A 12,833-nucleotide genomic window follows, 5' to 3' on the forward strand; every position below is an offset into this window, starting at 1 on the left:
AGGAGTCGGTGGGTGAAGGGTGGCCCGGCGGGGCGGCAGGCTTGCTGCCTCCCCGCCGGGCCCTGTAAGACAGGGGGCGGCGGACCGCCATCGCTGCCCCGGTTGCGCTGCTACTTCTCGCCGTCCAGGAACTTCTGGAAGGCCTCGTGCGCTGAGTCGGCGGCAGCTGATGCATCGGCGCCGGTGATGCTTGCGACGATGGGTTCACCTACGATTTCGCGCGCCTTGCCGACGGTCACGACCTCGGGACGGTCGTGGCCCACACCGTTTTCCGCACTGGTGGCGATGGCGGCGGCGAGGTCCTTCGGGTAGGTGGAGGTGCCTTCGGAGTTGGCCCAGACAGAGGCCCGCGGGCCCGGTACGCCGGCCTTCTGGGCCGCAAGGGTGCGTTCCTTGCTGGTTGCCCACTGGATGAACTTCCAGGCGTTGTCCTGGTTGCTGGTGTTCTGGTTGACGCCCAGAGCCCATGACGGGATGTTGTAGGGCTTGGAACCGGCAGGGCCCGCAGGAAGCGCGGCGAATCCGACGTTGTCTGCCACCTTGGACTTGGCGGGGTCCGTGGCGTTCTTGTAGAGCGAGTCAGCCTCGGTGTAGAAAGCGGCCTTGCCCTGCGTGAAGATGGCCATGGCCTCGGGCCAGCTCATGTCGGTGCTGACATTGGCGGGGCCGTAGTTCTTGATCAGGCCGCCGTAGAAGGCGTAGGCCTTCTTGGCGGCATCCGAGTTCACTGCCGACTTTCCGCTGGAATCGGTGAAGTCGCCACCGAAGCTGTAGAGGAAGCTGGAGAACTGGGTGACGGCTGCGGACTTTCCGGTACGGGCCACGAAGCCTGCGGTGTCCGGGGAGGACTCCTTGATGGCTTTCGCCGCGGCTTCCAGTTCCTGCATGGTCTTGGGAACCTGCAGCCCGGCGGCCTGCAGGAGGTCCTTACGGTAGTAGAGAACCTCGCGTTCGGTGATGATCGGGACGCCCACCACCTTGCCGTCCACCGTAGTGGCCTTCACGGGGCCTTCCTGGTAGTCCTTCCAGTCCCAGCTGGAATCGGACGAAACGTTGCTGGTCAGGTCCGCCAGGTAGCCGTTCTTGGCGAATGCCTTGCCTTCCTGGAGCGGGCGGTACATCATCACGTCGATCTCGTCGCTGCCTGCATTGAGCTTGACGTTGTACTGGTCTGAGAGCTGGTCCTCGCCCAACTGGGTGAGCTCCACCTTGAGGCCGCTGGACTGCTCGAATTCGGGGATTGCCGCCTTGATTCCCTCGGTCCAGACATGGTTGGCGAGGGTGACCCGGACGGTGCCGGCCTGTTTGGCATCGTCGCTGCCTCCCCCGCCGCCGCTGCAGGCGGTGAGCCCCAGCGACATCGCCGCAGCCACCGCCGCGTACTTCACAATTGAACGTCGCTTCATTACGACTCCCTTGTTTCAGGGCCCGCGTCCGCCGCGGAGCCGATAGCAGACGCGTCTTTACATCTGCTCTAGAAAGGCATCCTAGGCAAATAAGGCAGACATATACAAGGGTTTGGCGGGTCTCAGTATGATCTATTCATGAATACCCCCAAGGCGGCGGCGTCCCCTTTCGACCTGCACAACGCGCTGGTTGAGAAGCTGGGCCTTGCCATCGCGGAGGGAAACCTGGCGGCACATTCCATCCTCCGCCTGGACGAACTCGAGGCGCAGCACAGCGTTTCCCGCTCCGTCATCCGGGAAGCGACCCGGGTACTCTCCTCCAAGGGAATGCTGGAGTCGCGGCGCCGCCTGGGCACAGTGGTCCAACCCGAAGAATCCTGGAATCTGTACGATCCGCAGGTCATCCGCTGGCGCCTTGCCTCGGCGAAACGGCTGGAACAGCTGCAGGCACTGAACGAGCTGCGCGGGGCCATCGAACCGCAGGCCGCGCGGCTGGCCGCGGAGCGTGCCTCCTGGGATGCGGGCTCAGACCTGGTATCGCAGGCTGCACGGCTGTGGGCCGCCGGGCAGCGCGGAGACCAGGAAGAATTCCTTCGGCTCGATATCGAGTTCCATGCGGCTGTGCTCCAAGCCTCCGGCAACCTGATGTTTTCCCAGCTCCACAACCTGGTGGCGGAGGTGCTGACCGGCCGCAGCGCCCACGGGCTCATGCCGAACCTGCCCAACCACGAAGCTTTGCAGCTGCACGTGGATGTGGCGAGCGCCATCCAGCGCGGCGAAACTGCCGCCGCCCACGCTGCCATGAGCAGGATCGTGGAACAGTCCAGCGAGGAGATGCGGCACATCTGGTCCAGCAGCCACGAAACGGACGGCGGCCCGCTGGCCCTGGACGGTGCCCAGCCGGTTTAACCCATCTCCACCCACTGTGACCGCCATTCGGGTGCCGGGAACGCCTCGCTCCATTAGGCCGTCTCCGTGGCGATCCGGCCGTCCCGGAACTCGAAGATGAACACCGTTTCGTAGACGGGGCCGCCGTAGTCCAGGGACGCCACGGCCACCACCAGGTTGCCGCCGCTGGTCAGCCGGTGCACCACCTTCTCGTTGCTGCCCGTCTCATCCATGGCCTGCCCCGCCCTTCCCTGCCGACCGTCCACTTTCGCAGTGAATTGTGCGCACATGCTAGGCCTGTCCGGCCGGCGGGGCAACGGTCCGGCGGACGACGGCGAGGACGCACCGTGGGCGGGTGCGGCTCCTAGGACCCGCCGGCGCCGCAGCCGGTTCCGCCGCCGTATTCCAGCCAGCCCGGCAGGGCGACAGCGAACGGGTCACGGATGGCCGGGGTGCTGGTGACGGTCCAGCAATATGAAAGGCGCGGGCTGGCTACCGCTCCCCCGCGGACCGGAGTTCACGTGCCAGGAAGTCAAGCGCAGCCTTGCCTTCGGGCAGCCCGGCCGTGTGGTTCAGGTGCCCGTGCACGCCGCCCTCGGCGAGGAAGTAGGTGACGGGGACCTTGGCCTGTTCCAGGCTGGCGGCGAAGAGTTCGGCGGAGCCGCGGGCGTCGTCGTACTCGCAGGCCAGCAGCGCCGTTGGCGGGAGCCCTGCAGGGTCGGCATACCCAGGCATCGCGTAGGACGGCGCCATACTGACCGGGCCGCCCACGTAGTTCTCCGCCGTCCGGATGCAGTCCTCCAGGGTGAAGCGCAGGTGCCTGGGCAGCCCGGCCATGACCTCAGGGTCCAGTCCCCCGGCGGGCGGCGGCAGTTCCGCGTGCAGGAAGGGGTAGGCCAGCAGGAGCTTGGCGGGCAGCGGCTTGCCGGCGTCAATCAGATAGAGCGCGGCGCCCACGGCCAGGTTGCCCCCTGCACCGGCACCGCCCAGGCAGAGCAGGTCCGGATCCAGGCCCAGGGATTCGGCGTTCTCCCGGGCCCAGAACCAGCCCGCCAACGCGTCGTCGTGCGGGATGGGGAAGGACACGCCGTCGCGGGCCAGGCGGTAGTCCACGGACAGCACCGGCGTGCCTTGGTGCGCGAGCACCCGGGCAAGGTAATCGGATTCCGGAATATCCACGCTGCCGCTGACGAATCCGCCGCCGTGCAGCCACACCAGGGAAGGACTGTCCGTGCCCGCCGGTTCGCCGTAGATCCGGATGGCCACGGGGCCGTGGCGCCCGTCGGCGGTCACGGTGCGGATGGGGACGTCCGGGCCCGGCGAGCGCACGGCGTCAGGGTTCAGGAACTGCGGCCCTTCCGGGCTGGCCAGGTACTCAGCGAAACCGGCGGCGGTCTCCCCCTCGGGCGTCCGGGCGGGACCGGCGGTCGCCGCGGCTGATTCTGTCCGGGATGTCATGGTGTTCCCAGCTTCCGTGAGAAGTAGTCGACGGCGGTGGCCAGGATGGTGTCCAGCTGGTCCTCGGCGCCGGAGAAGCAGTGGTCGCCGCCCGTGATGGTCACCACGTCATGTTCCACGCCTGCGTTGGCGAGCGCGGCGGCCAGGAGGTCGGTCTGCGAATGCGGGACCAGGCCATCCGAATCGCCGTGGACCAGGAGGAACGGTGCGGCGTCAGCGGTCACGTAGCTGACGGGACTGGCCGCGGCCAGCAGTTCGAGATCATCCGAGCCGCCCACCAGCATGTTCTCCGGCTGCAGTGACCTCCCCGGCGGGACAGCGGCAGTCAGGGCCGGGGGAAAGAGCCCGCCGGGGGTGTTGATGGGGGGAATGTCCTCAAGGGAGGAAACGCCGTAGAAGTCGACGACGGCGCTGACGCTGCTTGCATGCCCCTGCGCACCGAGTCCGCCTTCCAGGTCGCCGCGGTTGCCGGTGAGGCCCAGGAGCGCCACCAGGTGGCCGCCGGCGGATTCGCCCCAGGCGCCGAACCGGTCGGGGTCGATGTTAAGGGCCGCGGCGAACTCACGGAGGTAGCGCAGCGCGGCCTTCAGGTCGTGGAGCTGCGCCGGGAACGGGGCTTCCAGGGAGTGCCGGTAGTCCGCCGTGGCGCAGGCGATGCCGGCCTCGTTGAGCAGCCGGAACACGGAGTCGGGCGCGAAGGTGAACGGGAGTTGCCGGCGGTCGCCCAGCTGGAACGCTCCGCCGTGCACCCAGAGGACCAGCGGGGTCGGGCCGGCAGCCTTGCGGGGCAGCCATATGTCCATCTTCAGCGGCCGGAACCCGATGGCCCGGGCGTAGGTGACTTCACGGTAAACCGAGGAGACGTCTGAGACGTGCTCAGGGGTTCCCGGCGCATCGAAGACGGGGAACGGCGGAACCTTCCTGTCTCCGGGCCTGGACATGTCCCGGGACGGGTCCATTACGTCGGTAGCGTTGTCCACTGTCATAGTGTGCTCCTCATCAGTTCAGGTTGTGCGGTGTCCGCGCCGGTTCCGGCGAGGAAAGTATGGTGCCCGGGCCCGACGACGGCGGCCGGCTCGCCGGGCAGCCGCACCTCCGCGGCGGTGCCGGCGGGGATGGTGGCACGGAGCGTCAGCACGCCGTCGTCCGTCCCCCACTCCACCCCAATCAGGCCGCGCGGGCCCTGGTGCGTTGTGGACGCGGACGTCAGGCCGGCGCCGGGGCGCGGCTCGATGACGATGCGCTCCCAGCCCGCGCTGCCGGTAGCCTGCCGCAGCCCCGCCGTGTAGCGGTGCAGGAAGGAGACCACGGCGCCCTTGCTGTAGTGGTTGAGCGACTGGTGCGCGGTGCCGTTTGCATCGATGCCGTTCCACAGCTCCCACACGGTCGTGGCGCCGCGGTCCACCATGGTGAGCCAGGACGGTTCGGTGTCCTGCATCAGCAGGTCATAAGCGACGCCCAGGTGGCCGTTATCGGCCAGGACCGGGAGCAGGTAGGGGGTGGCCAGGAAGCCGGTGCCCAGGTGGATGCCGGCGTCGCGGATCTGTTCCACCAGCTGTGCGGTGACGGCGGCGCGGTATTCCGGGCCGGCCAGGCTGAAGGCGAGTGCCCGGACGCAGTTGGCCTGGCTGGCGTCGGTGACCCGGCCGGACGCGTCCAGGTATTCCGTGGCCCAGGCCTTCCGGATGGCGTCGGAGAGTTCGGCGAGGTCAGCTGCTTCCTCCGCCAACCCCAGTACCCCGGCGATGCGGGCCATCAGGTCCGTGGTGTGCCGGTAGTAGGCGGTGGCCACGATGCCGTTGTCCGCGGTGCGGGCGGCGAACAGGTCCGGCTCGGGGCCTCCCGGTTCCATCCATTCGCCGAAGTGGAAGCCGGTGTCCCACAGGAACTTCTCGTGGGCGGCGGGGACGGGCGCCTTCGCTGCGCGGGTGGAGTGCCGCTGCGTTTCGGCGGTGGTCCGGACGAAGCCCAGCCACCGGTTCATGGCCTCCCAGTTTTCGGCGAGGATCGAGGCGTCGCCGGTGGCCAGGTAGGTCTCCCAGGGCACCATGACAATCGCGTCGCCCCAGCCGGAGGAACCGTTGGTGAAGCCCATGAACTCCGCCGAAGTGATGGCCGGTCCGGGCGACGGCGAGATGTTGGCGATGACGCCGTTGTCCCACTGGTCGGCGCGGACGTCACGCAGCCACTTGCGGGTGAACCCGGTGACGTCGTACAGGTACGCGGCGGTGGGGACGAACAGTTGCCAGTCCCCGGTCCAGCCCGCTTTTTCGCGCTGCGGGCAGTCGGTGGGGACCTCGCAGGAGTTGCCCAGGAAGCTCCATTCCACCATCCTGTGGAGCTTGTCCAGCCGCTCGTCGCTGCAGTGGAACGTGCCGATGCGTTCCAGGTCGGTCCGGACCAGGCAGGCAGTGATGTCCCCCGGGTGAAGATCCGAGGCGAGGCCCTGGACCGAGACGTACTGGAACCCGTGCGTGGTGTGCCGGGGCTCGAAGACTTCGCCGGCGGCGCCGGAGGCGGTCACGGTGTCCACCTGCCCGGCGTCCCGGAAAGCTCCGGGCGTGCGGAAGTCGTGCGGGCGCAGGTGATCCCGGGTGACGTCGCCGTCCCGGCCGAGTGCTTCGCCGTATTCCAGGGTGACGGTTTCGCCCGGCGCGCCAAGGGCAGCCAGGCGGACCCAGCCGTGGATGTTCTGGCCGAAGTCCACCACCTGGTGTCCGTTGGGCAGCCGGGTGATGGCCGCCGGCGCCAGTTCGGCCGTCACCCGTGTGGGCGCGGCGAGGGGCCCGGTGAGTGCGTCGAAGCTGCGGGAATGAACGACGGCGGCCCGCGGCGGCGCTGGCGGAAGACCTGGTGCGCGCGCATTCTTCCCGCCGTCGCCTGCACGGGGTAACGCACCGTCGTCGGTCGTTCGAAAATCAACCCGCTGCCCCGCCATGAGGTCCGCGCTGATGACTTCCGTGGCGGACACCAGCCACGACGCGTCGGTGCCGATGACCTGCCGTCCGGCCCCGGACCCCAGCTCGAGCTGGGCGAGGAACGCCGTGTGCGTGCCGTACATGTCGGCGTCGCGCGTGTACCCGAAGGTGCCGCGGTACCAGCCGTCGGTGAGGACGGCGCGGATGGTGTTGCGGCCCGCGGTGAGCAGGGCGGTGACGTCGTAGGCCTGGACCTGGAGGGTGGTGTTGTAGCTGGTGGAGCCCGGAGTGAGCTGCTGGTCGCCGACGCGTTGGCCGTTGATGAAGAGTTCGTAGATGCCGTGGGCGGTGGCGTAAGTGCGGGCTTTGTCCGGTGCGGCCGGCAGCATGAAGGTTTTGGTGAGTGCGTATCCCGGGCGCTCGCCTGGCTGGTTTACCTGCTCCTCATCGGCGCCGATCCACTGCGCCGTCCAGTCCGAGGGGTGCAGGAGGCCCAGCTCGACGGGCATGGGGTGGGACCATTCGCTGGCTGTTTCGGTGCCGTGGGCATCGACGTCCCAGCTGCGCACCCGCCACTCGAACCGGCTGCGGGAATGCAGGGCAGGTCCGCTGTAGGTGATGCCGCTGGAGTCCGCGGATGCGATCCGTCCGGTGTCCCAGCCGTTCGAGGCTGTGATCCGGTACGCGGTCTGCCGGGTGGTCCCGGCGGGCGGCGTCCAGCCCAGGCGGGGCTCCCGGACGGCGAGGCCCATGGCTTCGCGCAGGTGTTCGGCCCGGAGCCGGGTGGGGGCGGTCATGCGGCAGGACTCCTGGAGGTGGTGGTGCTGGGAATTCAAGCTTCGTTGGCTGGCGCTAAGCCCTCACATGCGGCTTTCAATGGTTGGAATAGTATTGTGGTTCAGCTCACGGCACCGCTGTGGGCCGTAAGCCCTGCCAACGGCGCTAGGAACCAATGCCATGACACTGTCCCCGGACACAGAAACGCACACGGATACCCCCAACGCCGCCTCGCCGGCCCGCGGCAAACGGCCCAAACAGGGCGAACCCGTCATTGACCGGGCGCTGAGCCTCCTGGCCGTCTTCTCGGACCGCCGCAGGGCGCTGACCCTCTCGGAGCTCGCCCGCCACGCGGACATGCCCGCGCCCACCGCGCTGCGCCTGATCTCCCGGCTGGTGGCCTGGGGTGCCCTGGAGCGGCTCGACGACGGCCGCTACGTCGTGGGCGTCAGGCTCTGGGAGGTGGCATCCCTGTCACCGCGCGGGCACGGAGTGCGCGAGATCGCGCTGCCGTACCTTGAGGACCTTTTCGAAGTGACCCGCCACCACGTCCTGCTGGCCGTGCGGGACAACGAGCAGGCGGTGCTGATCGAGCGGCTCTCGTCCAAGGATGCCACCGAGGTGGCGTACCGGGTGGGCGGCCGGGCGCCGCTGCGGTCCACCGCCGTGGGGCTGGTGCTGCTGGCGGGCGCGGACCAGCAGTTCCAGGAGGCCATCATGGCCAAACCGCCGGAGAAGGAACCGGGTGTGGCGGATATGCCCGAGGGGCAGCTGCGGCGGACCCTGTCCGACGTGCGCCGCACCGGAATTGCCATGATCCGGCGCAGCCACCCGTCCATGACGGTGTCCGTGGCGTCGCCGGTTTTCGATGCGCAGGGTTCCGTGGTGGCGGCCCTGTCCATTGTGGTTCCGGACGGCTCCACGCCACCGAACGTGCTGGCGCCGGCGGTCCGTGCCGCCGCCCGCGCCGTATCCAGGAACCTGGGGCACCAGGCAACGGTCAGCGCGGACGTGCGGACGCACTCGCGGGGGTAGCCGCCTAGCCCGCGGTGGCCGGGGCGTTCCGTGCAAAGGTGCGGGCCGCCCGGGATCCTGCGGCGGCGCTGGTCCCGATGGTGATGAGGGCGCCCAGGATCAGCGCCGAAGCTTCGCCGGGCTCCAGCAGGTTCAGCTGGGTGCCGATGGCGGTGGCGGCAACCGGCACGCCCAGCTGGGATGCCGAGAGTACCGCGAGCGGCAGCGGCTGGCCGAGCAGGCGCAGGCTTCCGTGGACCAGCAGGGTTCCTGCTCCGAGGCAGAGCCCGAGGAGCACCATTCCGGGGGTGCCGGCGAGCGCCCGCAGGTCCAGCGATGCGCCCAGCCAGACGAAGAACACGGGCCCCAGGAAGCCGTCGCTGACAGCGAAGAGCTGATGGGCCAGCCGCCGGGGTTCCCCCACGGCCGCCACCACCAGCCCGAAGGAGAATCCGGCCAGCATCACGGATACGTGCCCTGCGACGGCCAGCCCGGAGAGGGCGAAAAGCAGGGCGAGCTGGATCCGGAGTTCCAGGGCGAACTTCCGGTCCTCGGACACGTCATGCACTCGCCCGCGGGTGCCGGTGAGCTCCAGCCAGCGGAGCACGAAGAACAACGCCACCGAACAGGCCGCGACGGCGGCCGCCCCCGCCGCCGCCCGCGCAGCGTTGGGCGGGTCCACGGCGAGCGGCAGCGCCACGATGCAGGCGATGTCTGCCACGGCAACCTGCGCCGTGGTGGTGAGGACCCTTGGACCGGCCAGCCGCAGGGAATCGATGATCGGCAGGACCAGGGCCGCCGACGACGACGCGAGCAGGACGATGTAGAGCGGAGCGTGGCCGGTGCCGAAGGCGAACGCAATACCGGTTCCGACGGCGGCCGCGAGCGCCGCGGCGATGGCCGCCCGGAGCGCGCCGCCGGCCAGGGCCGGGCGGAGGGCCCGGTCCCGCACCGGCACGTGCGTACCAGCCACGAACATGATGAGGGCGAACCCCACGTCCGCCACGAATGTGAACGTCGGATCGGAGGAATCCACCAGGCCCAGGCCGGTGCGCCCAATGGCGATGCCGGCGAGCAGCTGCCCCAACACCATGGGCAGGTGCCATTTACGCGGGAACGCCAGCAGGGGCCCCAGGAGCGCGACGGCGGCGATCAGCGAGAGCTGGAAGAACGACACACGCCTTCCTCCTTCTGCCGGCGCGCCCGGACCCCCATCCGCTCCGGGTAACCGCTGCGGCCGTGACCCGTGGGATTCGCCAGCGGGGCGGATGGTGCGCTCACAGTACCCACGCCGCTGCAGGCGGTCAACGGCGTGGGTAGCGTGAGCCGGTCAGGAAGCCGAGCGGGTATCGAACCCGGCCGCTGATTCCCGCAGCAGGCGGGCGACGGTATCCAGCGGGGTGCTGGCGGGCCGGCGGCCTGCGAACCGCCGCAGGACGATGCGCCGGGTTCCCAGCCCGGGGACGTCCAGGACTTCCACGCCGTCCTGGACCACGCCTGCCAGTGCCAGGGTGGGCACGATCGCCACCCCTTCGCCCGCAGCGACGAGCGCCAGTGCCGTCAGGGTTTCCTGGTACTGGTGCACCGTTTCGATGTGCGCCCCCGTCGCGTGGCGGAGCCGTCCGATCACGGCGGCGTTGGCTGCTGATTGCTCGACGCCCAGCCACGGGAGCGGGAGCCGGCCAAGGTCCACATTTTCGGTGGTGAGCAGCGCCCCGGTGGGGACCACCAGCTTCCAGGGCTCGTCCAGGAGCGGCTCCTCGATCATTCCGGCTGCAAGCGTCCGTTGCTCTGCCGTGGTCGAATCCAGCTCCACCACCACGGCATCGAGCTGGCGTTGGCGGAGCAGCCGCATCAGGGCGGGATAATCGTCCTCCACGATCCGGACCTGCAGCTGGGGGTACTGGACCCGCCATTCCGGGAGCCGCGGGATGACCACTGTCCGCACGAAGCTGGTGAACCCGCCGATGCGCACCACCCCTTCGATGGTGGCTCCGCTTTCCATCCGCGCACGCGCCACGGTGAGGGCGCGTTCAATCTCTTCGCCCGCCTCTGCCATCGCCAGGCCGGCGGGCGTCAGCACCGAGCCCTTCGGCGTCCGCAGCACCAGTGCCTGCCCCGTTTCGTGCTCCAGTTTGCTCAGTTGCTGGGACACGGCGGAGGGCGTAATCCGCAGCTCATCGGCTGCCGCGAGGACACCGCCCGTCCGGGCAACGGCCAGCAGCACCAGCAAGCGGCGCGGGTCAAGATTCATGTTAAGCCGTTCTAAACAAGGACTTCAGAAGAATGCAATTGAACTACACCTCTTTCGGCCCCGACAATTGCCGTTAGGTAACGATTTCAGAAAGGACACCATGGAACTGCTGTGGGAAATTGCCGGTTGGGCCGGCGCCGTCGCCATCCTCAGCGCATACCTGACGGTATCCATGGGGTGGCTGAAGGCCGGGAAGGCTTTCCAGACCGCGAACCTCGTGGGCGCTTCCGCATTCATCATCAATGGCGCCTTCCACGGTGCGTGGCCGTCCGTGGCCACCAACGTTGCCTGGTGCCTCATTTCCGCCGTGGCTCTTCTTCGGATGCGCGCGGCCGGCGGTTCGGCCGGCATCGACGCTCCCGCGGTGCAGCTGCCCGGCGTCCCGGACACCACCGGCCAGCTCGCCGTCATCGAGCCGCGCGTCACTGGACCGCACCCCATTGAGGCGCGAGCGGTTGAAGCCTATGCAGCGGAGCCCTATGCCACTGAGCCTTACGCGGCCTGCACTGCGTCCGCCGCTGCACCCGCACGGCAGGGCGCCGTCGCCATCTAGCGGTGGCGATCCGGCGCCGTGCCGAGTGGTCAGTCTTCGCCGCGGTAGGACACCCGGCGGACCAGGACCTCACCGTCAACGGCGTAGACGCCGAACGCCCTCCCGGTAAAGGCCTTGGCGGTTTCGAAGGCCCAATGCCGCCCGTCGAGCTCGGCCAGCAGCAACTCCGGGCTCCCGCCAGTCCCGGCGGCGCGGGCGGTCAGGCGGATCCTGTCGCCACCCACGGCACCGGCGCTGAAATCCGACGGCGGCGGGCTCGTGACGATGGCCAACTCCACGTCGCCGGACGGAACCGTCGCCTCCCACGTGCGGTCAAAGCCGGCTACAACGGCACGCGCGGTGATCCTGACGCCGTCGAAATCCTGGCCCTGCCGCTGGCTGGCTTCGATGCCAAACCAGTTGTCCTCGGCGTTCCGCACGGCCACGCCCCCGCTGCCCGTGGCGACGCTGAGAACGGCACGGAATTCCATGCCGAGGTGGCGTTGGCGCTGGGCGAGGAAGCAGGGCCGGGGCGAACCCATGGTGCTCCCGTCGCCGGTGACCAGGAGGCCCTTCGACGTCGGTGCCGTGAATTCCGCGGGCATCCTGCGGACCCCAATCCAGTTGGGGTGGTCAGGGGCTGCGCCGTGGCTGAAGTCGTACTCCACCTGTTCCGGCCGGGTCCCACCCATTACGGGCAGCTGGGCGTGCGGCCAGCCGTCCTTCCACTGCACCCCGGTGAGGAAGGTCTCCCGGCCCAAGGGTGAAAACGCCTGGGTGAGCCCCACCGGACGCACGCCCAGCAGGACCATGGCCGTGCCGCCGTCGGGAAGCTCCACCAGGTCCGCGTGCCCGGTGTTCTGCACCGGCGATCCCGTGCCGGCCGCGGTGAGGACAGGGTTGTGCGGCGCGGACTCGAAAGGCCCGTCCGGGCGGCGTGACCGTGCCACGGTGACGGCGTGGCCCCTGTCTGTCCCGCCCTCCGCAGCGATGAGGTACCACCAGTCGCCGCGGTGGTAGAGGTGCGGCCCTTCCGGTGCATACAGCCCGCTGCCGGACCACAGCGCGCGGGGCTGCCCAAGCGCTTCCCCCGTTGCCAGATCCACCCGCACCTGCTGGATCGCATCCGGGTGGCGGGCGAAGGTGACATAGGCGTTGCCGTCCGCATCCCACGCGAGGTCCGGGTCGATGCCGTCAACTGCCCCGATGGTGGTGCCGTCGCTCCAGGGGCCGGCGGGGTTCGTGGCTGTGAACACCACGCAGCCCCGGCCGCCGAGGAAGACGGACACGATCAGGTAGAAGACACCGTCACGGTAGCGGAGGGTGGGCGCCCAGACGCCTCCGGGTGTGGGGACGTTGGCGAGCCGGACCTGCTCCTCACGCGTGGCCACGTGCCCCACCAGCTCCCAGTCCCCCAGGTCCCTGCTGTGGTAGATCGGCAGGCCCGGAAGGTATTCAAAGGATGAGGTGGCCAGGTAGTAGCCGTCCGGGGTGCTGACGATGCTGGGGTCAGGGTTGAATCCGGACAGGATGGGATTGGTGTGCATCCCGCCATCCTGCTGCCTGCAACCACGTCAGGGCCGGGC

General features: G+C 69.1%; 11 protein-coding genes. 3 read left to right on the forward strand and 8 right to left on the reverse strand.

Annotated elements, in window-relative coordinates; all coding sequences use genetic code 11:
* Positions 1 to 110: 110 nt before the first annotated feature.
* Positions 111 to 1,406: an ABC transporter substrate-binding protein gene (locus tag OVA06_RS16395; protein ID WP_268159755.1), complete on the reverse strand. Its 1,296-nt coding sequence runs from the start codon at positions 1,404 to 1,406 to the stop codon at positions 111 to 113.
* Between the two features lie 138 nt (positions 1,407 to 1,544).
* Here OVA06_RS16395 and OVA06_RS16400 point away from each other — a divergent pair, with 138 nt between their 5' ends.
* A complete protein-coding gene (locus tag OVA06_RS16400; protein WP_261618610.1) occupies positions 1,545 to 2,315 on the forward strand; it encodes a FadR/GntR family transcriptional regulator in 771 nt (256 codons plus the stop codon).
* A gap of 53 nt (positions 2,316 to 2,368) precedes the next feature.
* Here the strand turns inward: OVA06_RS16400 and OVA06_RS16405 are convergent, their stop codons facing one another.
* From OVA06_RS16405 to OVA06_RS16420, 4 genes are all read right to left on the reverse strand, one after another.
* The gene (locus OVA06_RS16405; RefSeq protein WP_268159757.1) at positions 2,369 to 2,527 is read right to left on the reverse strand and encodes a hypothetical protein; all 159 of its coding nucleotides are present in this window, start codon (positions 2,525 to 2,527) and stop codon (positions 2,369 to 2,371) included.
* A 259-nt stretch (positions 2,528 to 2,786) separates the two neighbouring features.
* Positions 2,787 to 3,752 (reverse strand): alpha/beta hydrolase, encoded by a 966-nt coding sequence (locus tag OVA06_RS16410; RefSeq protein ID WP_268159759.1) that lies wholly within the window; start codon positions 3,750 to 3,752, stop codon positions 2,787 to 2,789.
* On the reverse strand, positions 3,749 to 4,738 hold the full coding sequence (locus OVA06_RS16415) for an alpha/beta hydrolase (protein WP_268159761.1): 990 nt from the start codon (positions 4,736 to 4,738) through the stop codon (positions 3,749 to 3,751). Before OVA06_RS16415 ends, OVA06_RS16410 begins: the two co-directional genes overlap by 4 nt.
* Positions 4,735 to 7,467, reverse strand: coding sequence for an alpha-L-rhamnosidase (locus OVA06_RS16420; RefSeq protein ID WP_268159763.1), 2,733 nt, complete (start codon positions 7,465 to 7,467; stop codon positions 4,735 to 4,737). The genes OVA06_RS16415 and OVA06_RS16420 overlap by 4 nt, the downstream gene beginning before the upstream one ends.
* Before the next feature lie 160 nt (positions 7,468 to 7,627).
* On the opposite strand from OVA06_RS16420, the gene OVA06_RS16425 reads away from it, so the two are divergent.
* Positions 7,628 to 8,482: an IclR family transcriptional regulator gene (locus OVA06_RS16425; protein WP_082497454.1), complete on the forward strand. Its 855-nt coding sequence runs from the start codon at positions 7,628 to 7,630 to the stop codon at positions 8,480 to 8,482.
* Positions 8,483 to 8,486: 4 nt separating this feature from the next.
* Here the strand turns inward: OVA06_RS16425 and OVA06_RS16430 are convergent, their stop codons facing one another.
* The gene (locus tag OVA06_RS16430; protein ID WP_268159765.1) at positions 8,487 to 9,638 is read right to left on the reverse strand and encodes a cation:proton antiporter; all 1,152 of its coding nucleotides are present in this window, start codon (positions 9,636 to 9,638) and stop codon (positions 8,487 to 8,489) included.
* Between the two features lie 153 nt (positions 9,639 to 9,791).
* A complete protein-coding gene (locus OVA06_RS16435; protein ID WP_268159767.1) occupies positions 9,792 to 10,715 on the reverse strand; it encodes a LysR family transcriptional regulator in 924 nt (307 codons plus the stop codon).
* 100 nt (positions 10,716 to 10,815) lie between these two features.
* Here OVA06_RS16435 and OVA06_RS16440 point away from each other — a divergent pair, with 100 nt between their 5' ends.
* Positions 10,816 to 11,268 (forward strand): CBU_0592 family membrane protein, encoded by a 453-nt coding sequence (locus OVA06_RS16440; protein ID WP_268159769.1) that lies wholly within the window; start codon positions 10,816 to 10,818, stop codon positions 11,266 to 11,268.
* A gap of 29 nt (positions 11,269 to 11,297) precedes the next feature.
* Here OVA06_RS16440 and OVA06_RS16445 read toward each other — a convergent pair whose 3' ends face one another.
* On the reverse strand, positions 11,298 to 12,794 hold the full coding sequence (locus tag OVA06_RS16445; protein WP_268159771.1) for a glycoside hydrolase family 43 protein: 1,497 nt from the start codon (positions 12,792 to 12,794) through the stop codon (positions 11,298 to 11,300).
* Positions 12,795 to 12,833: the final 39 nt, after the last annotated feature.

Origin of the sequence: Pseudarthrobacter sp. SL88 (assembly GCF_026672455.1) — a bacterium.
Classification (GTDB): Bacteria; Actinomycetota; Actinomycetes; order Actinomycetales; family Micrococcaceae; genus Arthrobacter.